This is a genomic window from Kordia jejudonensis, assembly GCF_001005315.1.
In the GTDB taxonomy this organism is placed as follows: domain Bacteria; phylum Bacteroidota; class Bacteroidia; order Flavobacteriales; family Flavobacteriaceae; genus Kordia; species Kordia jejudonensis.
This window is the reverse complement of the sequence record NZ_LBMG01000004.1, coordinates 178769-195234: the sequence shown is the minus strand read 5'-3', so window position 1 is coordinate 195234 and position 16466 is coordinate 178769. Positions and strand designations below refer to the sequence as shown.

The 16466-nt window shown below is 33.5% G+C and carries 13 protein-coding genes; 5 read left to right on the top strand and 8 right to left on the bottom strand.

The annotated features are described in order from the left end of the window. Nucleotides 1-206: 206 nt before the first annotated feature. Nucleotides 207-1304, bottom strand: coding sequence for a DUF3667 domain-containing protein (locus AA089_RS03595; protein ID WP_046755539.1), 1098 nt, complete (start codon nucleotides 1302-1304; stop codon nucleotides 207-209). Between the two features lie 48 nt (nucleotides 1305-1352). Further along, on the bottom strand, nucleotides 1353-2036 hold the full coding sequence (locus AA089_RS03590; RefSeq protein WP_046755538.1) for a hypothetical protein: 684 nt from the start codon (nucleotides 2034-2036) through the stop codon (nucleotides 1353-1355). Nucleotides 2037-2262: 226 nt separating this feature from the next. On the opposite strand from AA089_RS03590, the gene AA089_RS03585 reads away from it, so the two are divergent. Together AA089_RS03585 and AA089_RS03580 are read left to right on the top strand one after the other, a co-directional pair. Then, nucleotides 2263-2934: a hypothetical protein gene (locus AA089_RS03585; RefSeq protein ID WP_046755537.1), complete on the top strand. Its 672-nt coding sequence runs from the start codon at nucleotides 2263-2265 to the stop codon at nucleotides 2932-2934. Between the two features lie 729 nt (nucleotides 2935-3663). Then, nucleotides 3664-4941 carry a hypothetical protein gene (locus tag AA089_RS03580; protein ID WP_046755536.1) on the top strand — a complete coding sequence of 426 codons (1278 nt, stop codon included), beginning with the start codon at nucleotides 3664-3666 and terminating at the stop codon, nucleotides 4939-4941. Between the two features lie 68 nt (nucleotides 4942-5009). Here AA089_RS03580 and AA089_RS03575 read toward each other — a convergent pair whose 3' ends face one another. The 5 genes from AA089_RS03575 to AA089_RS03555 all read right to left on the bottom strand — a co-directional run bounded on the left by AA089_RS03575 (nucleotide 5010) and on the right by AA089_RS03555 (nucleotide 10726). Continuing rightward, entirely contained in the window at nucleotides 5010-6020 is a 1011-nt protein-coding gene (locus AA089_RS03575; RefSeq protein ID WP_046755535.1) for a hypothetical protein, read from the bottom strand. Next, nucleotides 6004-6459: a hypothetical protein gene (locus tag AA089_RS03570; RefSeq protein WP_053002182.1), complete on the bottom strand. Its 456-nt coding sequence runs from the start codon at nucleotides 6457-6459 to the stop codon at nucleotides 6004-6006. Before AA089_RS03570 ends, AA089_RS03575 begins: the two co-directional genes overlap by 17 nt. Before the next feature lie 98 nt (nucleotides 6460-6557). After that, nucleotides 6558-7844, bottom strand: coding sequence for a glycosyltransferase family protein (locus tag AA089_RS03565; RefSeq protein ID WP_046755534.1), 1287 nt, complete (start codon nucleotides 7842-7844; stop codon nucleotides 6558-6560). A gap of 16 nt (nucleotides 7845-7860) precedes the next feature. Further along, nucleotides 7861-10398, bottom strand: coding sequence for a YfhO family protein (locus tag AA089_RS03560; RefSeq protein ID WP_046755533.1), 2538 nt, complete (start codon nucleotides 10396-10398; stop codon nucleotides 7861-7863). A 73-nt stretch (nucleotides 10399-10471) separates the two neighbouring features. Further along, nucleotides 10472-10726 (bottom strand): DUF4834 family protein, encoded by a 255-nt coding sequence (locus AA089_RS03555; protein ID WP_046755532.1) that lies wholly within the window; start codon nucleotides 10724-10726, stop codon nucleotides 10472-10474. A gap of 113 nt (nucleotides 10727-10839) precedes the next feature. Here AA089_RS03555 and AA089_RS03550 point away from each other — a divergent pair, with 113 nt between their 5' ends. Together AA089_RS03550 and AA089_RS03545 are read left to right on the top strand one after the other, a co-directional pair. Continuing rightward, the gene (locus AA089_RS03550; protein ID WP_241479967.1) at nucleotides 10840-11835 is read left to right on the top strand and encodes a transporter; all 996 of its coding nucleotides are present in this window, start codon (nucleotides 10840-10842) and stop codon (nucleotides 11833-11835) included. A 37-nt stretch (nucleotides 11836-11872) separates the two neighbouring features. Continuing rightward, the gene (locus tag AA089_RS03545; protein WP_046755530.1) at nucleotides 11873-12991 is read left to right on the top strand and encodes a hypothetical protein; all 1119 of its coding nucleotides are present in this window, start codon (nucleotides 11873-11875) and stop codon (nucleotides 12989-12991) included. Between the two features lie 127 nt (nucleotides 12992-13118). On the opposite strand, the gene AA089_RS03540 is transcribed toward AA089_RS03545, so the two are convergent. After that, complete coding sequence (locus AA089_RS03540; protein WP_046755529.1) at nucleotides 13119-13937, bottom strand: hypothetical protein; 819 nt, start codon at nucleotides 13935-13937, stop codon at nucleotides 13119-13121. Nucleotides 13938-14063: 126 nt separating this feature from the next. Here AA089_RS03540 and AA089_RS03535 point away from each other — a divergent pair, with 126 nt between their 5' ends. Next, a complete protein-coding gene (locus AA089_RS03535) occupies nucleotides 14064-16430 on the top strand; it encodes an outer membrane beta-barrel protein (protein ID WP_046755528.1) in 2367 nt (788 codons plus the stop codon). Nucleotides 16431-16466 lie beyond the last annotated feature (36 nt).

Here is a 16466-nt window from a genome sequence, read left to right as displayed (position 1 = left end):
AACGAATTACTTAACCTTTACAGAAGTGACGTATTAAGTTATGTCGAATTTTTTTCGCTGTTATTGCTCCTACTTATGCTGAACTTAACTCAGTATCACAGAAGAAATTTAGTAATATATGATCGCGAGTTGCAAATTAGCGCTAGTCGTAAATTGTGATTGACAACCAATAGTAATTGTATAATTTTAAGGCTATTGAGCAAAGTTTAATACAGAAAAAACGATACAACCCACAACAATACAAACGTTACTGGAATGACGAATGTTAAGTATACAAATGATAGGATACACGTTTTTAATAAAGTTTTGATATATCCTTGTTCGTAAAAGCGTCTGAGACTTAAGAGCAAATAGAAAAATGTAGAAATAATGAGCAAGAAGTCAATGCCGTCAGGAATGTCTACAATGTAATTTATGATTAATATAATACTAGACGCCAAAAACATAAACGCAAAATAGTAGAAACTAAAGACCATATGATGTGCAAAACGTCCGCGTTTTCGATATAAGATTTTTAGTAAAAAGGCAAAAATAGGAATTAAGAAAAACATAGAAATCGGAATGGTGTCAAAGAATGCTTTTAACAAACCTACACCTTTATTCTGCCTGAACTTTATGATTTGCTTGCCCACAAATTTTGCAAACACGCCATCGTCATCTTGATAACCAACAGCTTTTAACTTTTCGTCAATTGTCGCGTTGCTTCTTTCTAATGAATCGAGCAAATCAGTATCAAAATTAAATCCTAAAAAACGTCCGTTGATATTCGCTTTTCGTTTTTTAGTAGATTTTGTCGCTAAAGAATCATTTTCAGGAAGCTCAGGTTTCAATAAATTTTTCATTTTTGCAATTGCCAAACTATCTTCGCCTTCCATGTTTTCCGCTTGCAATTCAATAGCTTTTCTAATAGAATCACGTACACGATTTGCCTCAGCAATAATTTGTTTTTCATTCCCAAATGTTTCTTTGAGTGAATTATCAAAATTTTGTTGGCTAGAACGTGTTGCGATTGAAAATAAGAAGAAAAACACAATGGAAGCAAACAAGTAAAACTGTGCAGGATGCAAGTATAATAAGCGTTTTCCACTGACAAATTCTTTTGCCAAATGTCCTGGTTTTATCAACAATGGTATAAAACTTCTGAAGAAACGCGCATCTACCGAAAAGTAATTCATAATGGTATTATGAAAAAGTACACGCATGCTCAATTTGTCATCCACTTTTTGTCCGCAGTTGGGACAATAGTTGTGGTAACGTGTCAATTGGTATTCGCAATTGGAGCATTGTTTGGTTTCGGTTGTCATACTATTTGGTTAAGGTTGCATTTGCAATACGTACAAATATGCTAAATTCTATTTACAATCGCTAAGTACATCATCAATTACTGAATAATATTCTAATAATAATTTTTGTTTGATATAGAGCGATTGCCACTGACTAATAAATTTTTCAGTTTTTAACGAACTTCCCATAAAAGCTCCTTGATACAACGTATTTTTCCATTGTATGGTTTCTGTATTTACTTCTTCCTGCATTACATAATAAGTTTCCACATTGGTTAAGCATTCAAACCTTGTAATTGATAAATAATCTGTTTGTTTGTAAGAGTTCCAAATGATACTTGATAAATTTTTCCCCATCAATTCTGCTTGAAATGTGAAGTTAAAATCTCCTCGTATTTTTAGTAACGAATCTGATACTTTTTCCGCTTTTTTAAATTCAAAAACACTTGCAGTGTTGTGTTTAAATGTTTCTAATGAATCTTTAGAAATGATTAACTCTTTAGCTTCGTTAATATTAGCTAACAAGTACCGAACAGGAGCAAATTTGGTATCAATTTGCGTATGAAAGGTAGTTAGCAACTTTGCGTTGTCTTTCAGTTCATTTTCCACTTGTTGCAAAGCATTTTCTTTGGCATTGAGCAATCGCTTATTTTCAAAATGGTTGGTAATATATAATCCGGCAATAATTCCAAACATGGTTGATATCAATGTTACAAACCAAGGATTATTGAAGCTAATTTTTCGTTTTTTCATTGCATATTTTTATTAAAATTGATAGCCTATTTGTGTAATTATATGATATAATGTTACATTTTTACAGTCCTATTTTTTAAATTACTTATAAAAACACCTTCTCAAAAACACCATAAATCATTAACAAACAATAGCTTACATTTTTGGCACGCAAATTGGTTTTACTTTAGACAAATAGCGCTCGCCGAAAAGCTAAAGAGTAGGCATAACCCTAAAAGTACATATTATGAAAAACTTTTATCTTTTATTCGTAGGATTGTTACTAAGTGTAACAACTACACAAGCAAGTGAAACTAGCAACCGTCTAGACGCTACCGAAAATGGGTTAACCAATCGCTATCGTTATGCACAACCAATTCAGTTTGTAGAACGAGGTGTTGAATTTTTCATTTTCCAAAACGGAGAATTCGATTTTAACACACATCCAGTAGTGTACAATAGAACACGAAGAAGTTCGGTAAATGCTACATACGGAGCGCCAAGAGTTCGTACCAGAGGAACACAATTCAATACTAGAAATATTGGTGTCCGTGTAGAACATGATAGAAACGGAAGAGTTCGAAGAATTGGAAACCTATTTATCAACTACGACAGTTTTGGACGTGTTAAAAGAATTGGATCTATATACATGCGTTATCATAACAGACATGGAAAAATTAAACAAATTGGTGGTTTACATTTGAAATATAACCGTTGGGGAAGACTCATTAGACAAATTGGAAGTGTAAAGCCAATCATTACATGTAATACCTGCGGAATAAGCAATTGTGGAATTAACCATAGTGATATACATTTTGATGATGATTTCCAAGATGGACATGATATTCCAGCAAATGATGATGACTTATATTATTATAGAAATGATGGAAAGAAACAAAAATTTAAAAAAAGTAAATAACGTGAATTCGAGGTAGAAGTTTAGTTTGATACTTTTCTTTTCCGAAGTATAGCAGGGATTTTACGTTAAAAATTTTTGAAGCCTTGGAAAAAATTTAGTAAAATTCATGCGGTTTTAGTTTTTCCCAAAAAGAAAAACTAAAAATACCTCTGGAAATGCTGTGCATTCATGAATACTTAAATTTAAAATGTAAATGATATGAACTAAAAGTTCCCTTTCTTTTGTTTCTTTTCTTTGGGAAAGCAAAGAAAATGAAAATAATATATAGAAAATGAAGTAATTAGCAGATATTTTTCAAGCTTAATTATAAATATGAATTGAATTACCTATATCGAACTAGTGTTAAATAGTAACAATAACCAGTAATACTAAAAACCTCGTGAAAAGTCTGACTTCACGAGGTTTTATTTTATAGTATAAAGAAAACGCTCCAACTATTTCTTCGCTGTTTTCGTGTACTTTTACAATGACAGAGCCAACTAAACTACAAAATTTAAGATTCTGTCAGACGATATAAATTCTTCTCTTTCACTGCAATTGAAACTGAAAACAACACTACTATAATTTTTGCTAAAAGTACTTATTTGAAACTACTTTTAAGTATGGCAAAACCTTACTTCCAATCCGTTATTTTGGTATAAGTCAATCATAATTTATATTCACTTACAGCATAAATAAGAGTTTGGCACGCTGTTTGGTTATTATATAATAACTTTAAAACTTTGTGTTATGAGAAAACTAATATACATACTTACAGGACTTTTCTTTTTCGCTACTACAACGATAGAAGCGAAACGGACAACAACAACAACAACAAATTTTGTTTACAACAATTCATTTTCGTTTGTAGAACAAGGCATTACGTTTTCAGTATACAACGATGGAGAATTCGATTTTTTTATCAATCGTTTACATCCAGCAGTGAGTGCTCGTATTAATACGCCAGGATTGCAAATAAGTTTTAATGGTGGTTATGATTACAATCCATACATCCAGTATGATGATTATGGAGCTGTAATTCAGGTAGAAAATGTGCCTATTTATTATGATTACTACGGACGTGTTTTCAGAATTGGTAATGTAAACCTAAATTACAACAGTTTCGGAAACTTACTGCAAGTAGGAAACATGAATATCTTTTATGACGACTTCGGTTATTATTCGCATACAGCAGGATTTATAAATAGATTCAACAGAAGAACCATTTTTTACAACAACTGGTTTGTACGTCCACATGTAAATTTCTGTGTTGTAAATTTCAGACCATACAGACAATTTTATACACCAATTCGTTACACATTTTGTTCGCCTTACAGAAATAACTTTAGACGTTCATATGTAGCTTTTGGAAACACCTACAGATATGCACGAAACAATTCAAGAAGAAATGTGTATCGTAATGATAGAAGAGTTACCCGTAGAAATGATCTTGCCATTAACAACACAAGAAGAAATACGGTAACACGTTCGACAAGATCAACGCGAAATAACTCACGTGTTGCTACTACAAGAAACAATACACGTGACAATGCAACAACACGTAACAATACTAGAAATAATACGCGTAATAATGCAACAACGCGAAATAATACTAGAAATAATACCAATGTAAGATCTACAAGAACTGATAGAAATACAACTGGAAATGTAAGATCATCAGGAAATACAAGAGTTACGCAAAATGGTACCACACGGAACACACGTAACAACAATGTACGATCAAACAATACGAGAAATAATACAAGAGGAAATACAGTTCGATCAAACAATACGAGAAACAACAGACAATCAGTAACGCGTAATAGCAACTCAAGAAACAGAAATGCTACCGCAACACGTTCAACTCGAAATACAAATACTAGAGCGACGAGAAATTCAAGCAGAAATTCTTCGAGAGCTACACAAAGTAATAGAAGTCAGCAAAGAAGTGCTGTATCACAACGATCAAATCGTTCGCAGCGAAAAGCTACAACTTCTAACAAAAGAACTGCTAGAACAAGAAGTTAATAATTGTTTTCCTTATAAAAAAGAAACTTGCCCGATACACTTTACCAATGTATCGGGCATTTTTTATGCTATTCGTTGTCTATTTTTTCTCTAATACTAATCAAATATTCAACATCTTTATCAATTGGCGTTAATCCTTTCGAAATCTTTTTATTTTTCAGCTCCAGCGAAATATTTCCAATTTCTTTTACAGCGCCATTAATTTCTGTAATTCCCAAAGTTCCTGTGAGTGGCAAAAGACTCGGTTCTACTAATGAAATTACACCGTAGGCTAACATTTTAGGAATATGTTCTAAATTTAAAAAAGCAGAAATTACATCCTTCTTTGTATTAAAACCATGTTTTTGTGCTGCTTTTTCATAATTGAATATTTTTTGAGAAATTACATCTTGAATATAATTAGCGCCTTTAGCACTGTCAATTTTATCTAAAAATAGGCGTAAATTCCGTAATTGATGAATCGATTCGTCGTCTTCTCTTACTTCATTTACATGCAACCAATCTAACTGAGCAGTATCAATGATAGGTGTATTAAGCAGTGACAATTCAATTCCGTTTTGAAGATTTGGAACTGTGAAATTTTCTTGCTGAAACCATTCTTTCTGTTTCATATCTTGAAAAATAGGCACAATGTATTTTCCTGTTTTTCTAAAAATATTGGTAGTAGCAATAATGAGGAAATTTTTGAAATAAAATAGAATATCATCATCTGTATACTCAAACGAATCATTTTGTATTATTTCTTTGAAATCTATAAAATTATGCAACTTATCTTGTTGTACATAATCGGCAACTTTATAGACATCAATATGTGCTTTTCCAGCAAAATGTTTATTAAACAACGCTGCTGCTTGAATTGAAATGACCTTTTTAAAAATCCAATTATCAATTCCTGCCGTTTCAGATGTTTTCAATACCAAATTTGGAATTTCTCTTCCTTCATCTGGAAGATAAAAATTATTAGCCGTCGGAAACACACTTTGCGTATTTCTATCCAAACAAAAAACATGATCAAAATACAATGCAACTTCTGGTGTTGGCTTATTTACAACGGCATATCTTTTAGAACTGTATTCCATCAACGTCAGGATTTGTATGTTTTATAATATTTGTAACGGATGTTTTTATTTGTGATATTTTATTCGCATCCGCACCATAATCTTGAATTAAAATTTCTACAATTTCATCCACACTTTTCTTTTCATTCAAGTAATAATTTTGAATAAAACCAATCATTAGCTTCGCATTTACCTCTTGAATAGCTGCTCTATCAAGTGCTTCCTGATCGTTGGAAAGATATTTTTCTCGTTCTACTAATGGTAAATCTGAAGTTAAGTATAAATCATTGACTTCTTTATTTTTCAGCATATATGCATTTACGGTACCAATACCAACGCAATATCCGCAAAGCCCTGAAGTCCATTCTAATTGTCTCCCCAATCGTTTGATATCTGCATCATTTACAAATCCTTTGCCCAAACATCTGGGACAATCTATTTCGGGTTCTTTGGTTGTCATATTTTGAAAAGTTTTCTCTCATAAATATAACACAATCTCATATATCTATCTATGTGGTTTCCCGTAAATTAAAAAAAGAATGTGTAGTTTTTGTCGAATTATACAAGCGTATGTAGTAAATCTGCCAAACGCTTGGTCAACGCTTTACGAGAATATTTCTGCAAACCAATTGGCGAAGTTTTCAACTGATGTTGTTTGTATAAATTGTAATACGTTAAAATTTGTGCCTTTAATTGTTCCTTTTCAGTATATAAAAAGTAGCTTCCTGTATTGGTTTCTTTGATGATTTTTGAAATATCAGCATCTTTTGGACCTAATCCAATAATTGGTCGCTCGGCAGCCATATATTCAAATATTTTTCCTGCAATAATTCCTTTGGTTTTCTCTGCATCAATCTCAATCAATAACAATACTTGTGACGTTCGTTGCAATTCCAATGCTTTTTTATGTGAAATATAACCATGATATACTGTATAATCGTCCAAACCAACTTTTTGAATCATACGTTTGATCCGATCGCTGACAACACCCGCAAACTGCAATTGAAAATCTTTCGCAAAATCTGTATGCTCCTGAACCAAATCTGCTAAAACAGTCCACAATATTTCAGGATTTCTTTCCGATAATAACGAACCAATGTGCGAAATACTAAATTTTTCACTTAATGATTTTTGTTCGTACTGTTCCACATCAAAACCATTGGTAATTACTTCAATTGGTTGTGTGGTAATGGCAGAAAACTCTTCTTTTGTGGTAAAACTTGTCGTTACAATGACATCTGCTGTTTGTAATACAGAAGCTTCCAATACTTTGTGTTTTTGCTGCGATTTTTCGGTAAGTTTCAATTCGCTATGATAGCCAATTGTTGTCCAAGGATCCCGAAAATCGGCCAACCATTTTATATCTAACTCCGCTTTTAAACCAAGTCCTATCATATGCAAACTATGCGGTGGTCCAGTGGTTATAATTGTGTCAATATGTTCTTCGCTGAGATATTTTTTCAGAAATTTTACAGAAGGTTGTATCCAATATTTACGCGCATCAGGAATAAAAAAGTTTCCTCTAATGTACAATAAGAGTTTTTCAATAAAAGTTTGTTTCTCCTTGGCAATAATTCCTTTACTGATCTTTTTTGTTTTCTTTTTAGAAAAAATAGTCGCGAGCGAATACGGTTCAAAAATTGATTGCTTTAAAATCGTAATATCATCAGGAATTTCACTAGAAAACGTTTCGTCTACTATCGGATAGCTGGGATTTTTTGGGACATACAACACAGGTTCAATATCAAAATCTCGCAAATATTTTACGAATTTCAACCAACGTTGTACGCCTGGTCCACCAGCTGGCGGCCAATAATATGAAATAATGACTACTTTTTTAGGCATAATATTTAGGGGTTAATTATGCATTCACTTCTCTCCTACGCCTGAATTCAAAATATAAAGCTCCAATGATTAATAGTACTAAAATTATGGTACTTGTTAAGGAAATTGCAATTCCTTTTGAAACAACATTAGGTTCAAATTTAAAATCTACAGTATGAGTTCCCGCAGGAACTTCTAAAGCTCTCAACACATAATTTACGCGATAATGTGGCACTAATTTGCCATCAATATATGCGTTCCATCCATGTGGATAATGAATTTCAGAAAATACTGCAAAACCTGCGTTTTTATTCGCTGTTTTGTATGATAAAGCATCAGGTTTATATCCTATTAACTCAATAGTTGCCAATGAATCTTTTTGATAGGTTTCTTTCAAATTAGCAGCTGCTTCTTGTTCTTTTCGCAATACGGCTACATTCTTAGTGTCCAATCCGTTTAAAGACAATATTTCTTCATCTGCAGTTGCTACAGTTTCAATTTTTTCCACAAACCAAGCATTGCCATTCGGATACGGATTTTGAAGTGCTATTGCGCCTGCGCCTGCCTGATCTTGTTCGCCTTCTAAATCTGCAATGATGTACTTTACATTCAACATATTGATAATGTTGATATTCCGCGCATTTACTTCAAATTTTGTATTTCCATGATCTAAATAAAAGTCATACAATTCTTGAAACTGACGTGGTTTAGCGGCATGATAACCACCAAGTGTATTGTGAAAATATGCGGTACGCGAATTTGCCATGCGCAATCTTGGTTCAAATACACGGTAATGTCCTTTATCTTTTAAGATTTGCTTGTCTACTTCTAAGGTTTTGTACGGACGTTCAAGCTGTGCTTTCGATACAAATCCTTCGGTAGCAACGTAACGTCTTGCCACACCGACTAAATCGAACAATAACAAACCGAGTAAAGCTATAATTACTAAGTTTTCCTTTAATTTTTCTTTTATAAAAGCAAATAAAACGCCTGCTGAAAGTAGAATTAAAATTAACGATCGGATCGCATCTTTTGTGAGGATGGACACGCGATCTTCACGAATAATTTCCATGAATTCAGGTCCAAAAACAGCTTGTTCGTAATAGGCATCATTTACACCTACAAAATCAAAAAATACAGATTTAAACAGCAAAAAGAATACAATAATTCCACTAATAATTCCCGTAGCGTACAATACTGCTTTCTTTTTCTTTTCCGTTGCAATGTCTTTATTGAATAGCGCGGCTAATGCCAAAACACCCAAAATAGGCACACACAATTCTAAAATTACTTGTATTGAGGAAACGGCTCTAAATTTATCATACAATGGAAAAACATCGAGCATAAAGTCTGTTAGCCATCCTAAATTTTTTCCCCATGATAAAAACATGGACATTAAAATTCCGCCAATAAGCCACCATTTTGCTTTTCTTCTAACGACAAACAATCCTACTAAGGCTAAGAAAATAATAACTGCGCCTACATACGCTGGAGCTGCTATAATAGGCTGATCGCCCCAATAAGTTGGAATGCTTCTTACAATTTCTCTAGCCTGCGTTGGTGGAATATTCCGTTGTAATAAAAACTTATATGATTTTGAATCGGTTCCTAAATCTTCCGAATTTGCGCCACCCATAAAACGTGGAATCAACAAATCGAACGTTTCCATTTTACCGTAACTGTATTCTAAAATATATTCTTTGGAAAGTCCTTGCGATTCTTTCCTACTTCCATCAGGATTAATCGTCAATTCACTTTTTCCACGAATACTCCAATCTGCATATTCTTTGGTGGTTAATAAATTTGTACCATTCACACCAATGGCTAATAAAACGGCTACAACCAACAATCCGACAGCTTTGAAAAAGTGTTTTAGTTCATTGTTTTTGAATGCTTTCTCAAAGTACTTTTTATCAAATTTAAACGGTTTTTCTTTACTGAATAGATAATGAAAGAAATACACTAAACCAAGTATGATAACTAATAACATGAGGTAGTACGTCATCTGCGGATGCGCTGTCATAATTTCCAACGACATTGCAACTGCCGTAAGCAAAAATCCCCAAATATATTTCCGCTGAAAAGTGAGCAATATTCCTGCTAAAACCAACGGAAAGTACGCTATTGCATGTGCTTTTGCGTTGTGTCCGACACCGAGAATGACAATAAAATAAGTGGAAAATCCAAAGGCGACGGCGCCGAGAAATGCCAGTTTATAATTGACTCGCATGACTAACAAGAGGATATAAATTCCTGCGAAATACAGAAATAAATAATCGGCTGGTCGTGGCAAAAAGCGTAAAGTTCTATCAAGTGTTTTGATGTAGGTATACGGATACCGCGCACCTAATAAATACGTTGGCATTCCAGCATAAGCACTGTCTGTCCAGTACATTTCTTCTCCAGTAGCTTCCCGATAATCGTTTTGTTTTTTTGCCATTCCAGCATACTGAACTATATCGGTTTGTTGAATTTTTTTCCCTTGTAAAACTGGATAAAAATATGCCAAAGCCATCACCACAAATAGAAACAATGCTACTGCGTGAGGAATTATTTTTTTAAAATCTATATGCACTTGATGTATTTTTTAGCGTGTCAATGAATCAAAATAAAATCCTTCCTTTTTAGAAAGGTTGGAAATGAAAACGTTACTCTACTTCTTCAAAATCTATATACTCGCCCACATTTTTTGAAGGTTTTGTTTTTGGACCTTTGTCAATTACGGTTTCACCTTCACGCGGTTGCTGTTGTTGATTTTTAGCGTGCTGTTTAAATTGTTCTGAGAATTTTTTCTCAGCTTTCTTTGCGACATATCGTAACAAAAATGGCGCAAACAATCTTGATAAAATACGCAAACCGTATATCGCAAGAATTATAATTGCTATTGTTCTAAGTACTCCCATATTATCTAGTGACCTCTATATTTTTTCAAAAATACAATTTATGAAGATTTAATATCGTTTTTACTAGATAAAAAAGTATATTTTTATGTAGTTTTGAATTTAAACCAATAAAAATGATGAAAACAAATTCTTTCCTAGCTATCCTTGGTTTTATATTTTTTTCCTCTTCTGCCTTTGCGCAATATACTGAAGTGATCAATTCAAATAGACCTGGAGCTTCGATTAGTGCTTTTTCTGTTGGAAAAAATGTATTACAGTTTGAAGGTGGCATGTTTGTAGAACAACAAGAGCACACAAAACTAAAAACGGAAGTACAAGCGTTTGGGTTAGATTTTGCACTTCGCTACGGATTGTTTAAGGAACAACTTGAAATTAGTTGGGAAGGCGCATATCAGTTTGATACGTTTACCACGAATGCTACAAATCCAGCTTTTAGTTTTAATAGAAATGGTTTTTTAGCACACACCATTGGAGCGAAATATATGATTTACGATCCGTATATAAAATCTTCACAAGAAAAGCCAAATTTATACAGTTGGAAAGCTAATAATTCGTTTCGTTGGAAAGATTTAATTCCTGCAATTGGTGTGTATGTAGGTGCAAATTTTATATTTTCAGACAATCCCTATTTTCCACAAACGGAACCTTCAATAAGTCCAAAAGTAACGGTAGCTACACAAAGTCATTTTTCTGGACGATGGGTTTTTGTTTCCAATATTACGTACGATCGTATTACATCTGACACGAAAGAACTCAGTTATATTTTAACCTTAACACATGCGTTTGACAATCCAAAATGGTCTGCTTTTGTAGAACACCAAGGAATTGATAGTGATCGCTATGCGGATGCTTTATTTAGAATTGGTGGCGCGTATTTACTAGGTGAAGATTTTCAAATTGATGGTGGTATTGGTGCAAGTATCAAAAATACACCTACACGTTTATTTGCTTCTATTGGTATATCGTACCGAATTGATGATTGGCATGTAGATGAAGTCATTCCAATTGATGAACAAGATCCAAAAGGAGACAAAAAGAAGAAGAAAAAAGACGAAGATGAATTAGAAAAGTTTGAAGATGATGGCGACGGAGACGACGGTTCTATCTAACACTATTTTTTCTTAACTAACCCAAATCAATTGATTCATGATTGACATACGTGAAGCTATTTCCAAAAAAGAATTAAAAACCTTTGTAAAATTTCCATTTAGTCTTTACAAAGGCTCTAAATATTGGGTACCACCTATTATTAAAGACGAACTAGAAACATTTAATAAAGATAAAAATCCAGCTTTTTTAGATGCTGATGCACGTTTTTTCTTAGCGTATAAAAATGGAAAACTTGTCGGACGTGTTGCGGCAATTGTAAATTGGATAGAAATTAAAGAACAAAAACTGTCCAAAATGCGTTTTGGTTGGTTTGATATGATTGACGATTTTGAAGTTTCAGGCGCTTTGCTTGATAAAGTTGCCGAAATTGGAAGATCGCACAATTTGGAATACATGGAAGGTCCTGTTGGATTTTCAAATTTGGATAAAGTTGGTGTACTTACCGAAGGTTTTGACCATATTGGAACCATGATTACGTGGTACAATCATCCGTATTATGAAAAACATTTTATTCATCACGGACTTGTAAAAGAGAAGGAATATCTGGAAAATAAGTTTCCGTTTGAAAATGTAAAACCCAAATTTTTTGAGCGCGTTCAAAACTTAGTAAAAAAGCGGTATCAACTCCGTCAGCTCAATTTTACAAAGACAAAAGATATAATGCCGTATGTGGATGAAATGTTCGATTTGTTCAATGCTTCGTACGCTTCACTTGCCTCATTTGTTCCTATTAATGACATTCAAAAAGAATATTTCAAAAAACGATACATCGGATTTATCAATCCAGAATTCATCAAATTTGTCGTGGATAAAGATGATAAATTAGTTGCCTTTGCTATTGTGATGCCTTCCTTCGCGAAAGCTTTACAAAAAGTAAATGGAAAATTATTTCCGTTTGGGATTTTCCATATGCTGAAAGCTCGAAAAAAACCTGAAAATATTACCTTCTATTTAATTGGTGTACATCCTGAATATCAAAATAAAGGATTGACTGCCATTTTATTTATGGAATACTATTTAACATTTACCGAAAAGAATATCCAAACGTGCATTCGAACACCAGAATTGATTGAAAACACTGCCATTCATCAACTTTGGAAACATTTTGAACCTGTGACACACAAACGTCGTAAAACCTATAAAAAATATCTTTAGAATTTTAAGATTACAATCTCTTACAGCAACTTTTTTTAGATAGCATTAAGGTCTTCAAGAGTAACTTTTCCGTGATTTTTAATGGAAATTGTACTGAAATTGAATTCGTTACACCTAAAATTTGTTCCTACAACTGCACATGAATATGATCGTCATGACGTACTGCATGACAACCGTGAAAACGTATTTTTGAATTTGTCAAGTTCATCCGTTTTTTTAAATGTGGCTCAATAAAAATCTTCTTTATTTTAGTAGCAGCTGTCAATAGTTGAATCAATCTTTTGGTTCGTGTAGCATCAAACTCATAATCATCTTTTTTGTATTGCGGTACGAGTTTTTCCAACAAACTATATTGAAAACATCCTTTCTTTTCACAATAATCAGGCATGTGCTTCTCTCCTATTTTTGGTGATTCACAAACGCCATAACCCAACCAAGATGGACTGCCATTTTTGTCTTTTTTCGTAATCGGATCTACATAATAGAACGCCAAATCTACTTTTTGTCCATCGTTATGACTCCAATGTGGCAACAAGGGAAATTTCGCGCCAAGCGGAAAACACGCATCTAAGTAATACATAGTCGTTTCAGGAAATTCATTTTGTAATTTTTCAGCCGAATTCAATAATACTTCATACAAATCTTCATCTACATAATGACGATTCATTACATACGTATACATTCGCAACGGTTGCAAAGCTTCATGTGTAATTGGCAACGCTTTTCTATGGTAAAATTTGGAAGCTACAACTGGCACAATCACAAACGAAAGTATACTATAAAGACAGATAAAAAGTCCAAAATTGAGTAATTTCCGCTTCCAACCCAAAGTTGGTATACGACGTTTCAACCATAAATAGAGTATGTATGCCAAACCGCCAACTTGTGTCGTAACTGTAAGGAGCAAAATGATTAAAATGTGTGTAATTACACGAAAAACTCGCATATATCTATGTTTTTTTCATCGGTAAAATAGCCCCGATTTACCTTTTTTTCACCCCAATTCGGCAGAATCTACTTTTCTATATAAAGCTACTGAAGCATATTTGTGTATCAAAAAAAACGAACAGTTATGTTAAAAATTGTACTCAACACCATCTTATTATTTACAAGTTTCTCAATGCTTGCGCAAAGCACTATTACAGGAAAAGTGATAGACGAAGCAAAACAACCGTTATCATTTGCCAATGTAGTTTTATACGAAACCGAAAGCAACAAAGCTATCAAAGCTACAACCGTTGCTGATGACGGAACGTATACTTTTACAAATGTAAAAAACGGAACGTACACGGTAGAAGCTTCTTTATTTGGGTACAAAACAGAAAAATCGATTGTATTACAAATTGAATCAAGCAAAAAGGTAAACTTCGATTTTACATTAAAAGAAGATGTGCCTGAAAGTTTAGATCAGGTTACCATTACTGCCAAAAAACCTGTGATTACACAAACGGCTGAAAAATTGGTTGTGAATTTAGAAAATTCTGAAATGATCAATTCAAATGTACGTGATGTTGTAAAGAAAATCCCTGGTATCATTGTCACAGGTGGAAACTTAAGCTATGCAGGACAAAGTAATGTACGCATCTTAATCAACGGAAAACAAACCAATTATATGGACATGCAAACGCTATTACGCGAAATGCCTGCCGATAATATTGCAAAGATAGAATTGGTGCAACAACCTGGCGCAGAATATGATGCCGACGGTTCTGGTGCACTAATCAATATTATTTTGAAGAAAAATGTGAAACTTGGCACCTACGGAACACTAAAAAATATGGTAGGTTATGTAGACGATTTTACGTTTAGAAAAAGTGCTTCCATTGCAAGTTTTAAAGATAAAATCAATTGGCAAGCAAGTGCGAGTTATTCGCGTGGTTCTTGGCGAGAAGATTTACAAATTATACGAAAAGTAGGCGATGAAACTTTTGATCAATTTTCCCGTTCGCCATTTGATCCAAATACCTTGCGTTTGAGCGCTGGATTGGATTATTACATCAACAAAAAACATACAACAGGAATTAGCGTCCGACGAACGGGAAGTTCTTCAAATCGTGTCACAGATAATGTGACGAATATTACCAACGGAATTTCACAATCGTTGGAAACAGACAACCGTTTTGAGCGCGACTGGACATTATATGTGATCAATCCGTATTACGAATATGAAGATGATGCGAATAAATTAACGCTCGATTTTAATTATGTTGATTACAATTCTACCAATGAAAATAATTTATTTCAAGTGGGAGAAAGTACGGTAGATTATGACAATCAACGTTATTTTCAAGATGCAGATTATAAGATTTACACCTATCAAGCCGATTACAAACATGACTTGAACAAACAGACAACGTTGCGTGCTGGTCTGAAGTTTTCGGATGTAGATTCGGATAGTGATTTGAAATCTTTGGTACAAACAAATACAGGAGAATTTGTAAATAATCCGAACCAAACCAATCGCTTTTTAATTGATGAAAGTATTATGGCTGCGTATGCAAAACTGAATGTAACTTTGGATAAATGGTCGTTTTCTGGTGGATTGCGTTGGGAACAAAGTGAAACCACAGGAACATCACAAAACTTAAATACTTCATTGGATAGAACGATTGCAAAATTTTTCCCGAGTTTGAGTGTTACTCGAAAAATTACAGAGGAAATTTCAGCAAATGTTGCGTACAGTTACCGTATTCAACGTCCATCATATGAAACGCTGAATCCTTTTGTATATTATTACGATCCGTTTACATTTGAAGAAGGAAATCCTACGCTAAAGCCATCATTGACGAATAGTTATCGTTTTAATTTAACTTATGAAAATCAACCATTTTTCAGCGTAAGTTATAACAAAACAGAAGATACATTGTTTCAAATTTTAGCACAAAATGATGCAACTTCTGAAACGTCTCGTACCACTATCAACTTAGCGAATAATGAAAATTGGAGTTTTAGTTTGTTCGCACCATTAAGTTTTATAAAAGGTGTCGATGGATATACAGGTGTTATTGTAAATCATAATCTTTATGTATCTGACAATTTGAATCCTGTTTTGGACAATTCGTTATGGAGCATGACGTGGTTTACAAGCGCAGAATATAAATTGCCTTGGGACATTCAATCAGAAATCTCAGGATATTATACATCTGGTGGATTGGACGGACAAATTGAGTTTGATTGGATTGCAGGAATTGATATAGCATTCAGCAAAAAATTCTTAGACAATCAATTAAAAGTTAGCGTAGAATTAGAAGAAGTACTCGATCGTAAATTTTATGGAGCGATTAATTATGACAATATCAATGCAAATATTATCAGTGATTGGCCACGTAGAAATGTATTTTTACAATTGAGTTATAGTTTTGGTAAGAAGTATAACAAATCGAAAAATAGAAAAAGTGGTGCTGGCGACGAAGTTGATCGTATTAAAACGCAACAGTAGTTGAAATTGAAATTGAAGTTGAAGTTGAAGTTGAAT

Coding starts and splice junctions, on each gene's coding strand:
- AA089_RS03595 (WP_046755539.1), bottom strand. CDS start 1,304: ATGACAACCGAAACCAAACAATGCTCCAATTGCGAATACCAATTGACA.
- AA089_RS03590 (WP_046755538.1), bottom strand. CDS start 2,036: ATGAAAAAACGAAAAATTAGCTTCAATAATCCTTGGTTTGTAACATTG.
- AA089_RS03535 (WP_046755528.1), top strand. CDS start 14,064: ATGTTAAAAATTGTACTCAACACCATCTTATTATTTACAAGTTTCTCA.
- AA089_RS03580 (WP_046755536.1), top strand. CDS start 3,664: ATGAGAAAACTAATATACATACTTACAGGACTTTTCTTTTTCGCTACT.
- AA089_RS03570 (WP_053002182.1), bottom strand. CDS start 6,459: ATGACAACCAAAGAACCCGAAATAGATTGTCCCAGATGTTTGGGCAAA.
- AA089_RS03545 (WP_046755530.1), top strand. CDS start 11,873: ATGATTGACATACGTGAAGCTATTTCCAAAAAAGAATTAAAAACCTTT.
- AA089_RS03555 (WP_046755532.1), bottom strand. CDS start 10,726: ATGGGAGTACTTAGAACAATAGCAATTATAATTCTTGCGATATACGGT.
- AA089_RS03575 (WP_046755535.1), bottom strand. CDS start 6,020: ATGGAATACAGTTCTAAAAGATATGCCGTTGTAAATAAGCCAACACCA.
- AA089_RS03565 (WP_046755534.1), bottom strand. CDS start 7,844: ATGCCTAAAAAAGTAGTCATTATTTCATATTATTGGCCGCCAGCTGGT.
- AA089_RS03550 (WP_241479967.1), top strand. CDS start 10,840: ATGATGAAAACAAATTCTTTCCTAGCTATCCTTGGTTTTATATTTTTT.
- AA089_RS03540 (WP_046755529.1), bottom strand. CDS start 13,937: ATGCGAGTTTTTCGTGTAATTACACACATTTTAATCATTTTGCTCCTT.
- AA089_RS03585 (WP_046755537.1), top strand. CDS start 2,263: ATGAAAAACTTTTATCTTTTATTCGTAGGATTGTTACTAAGTGTAACA.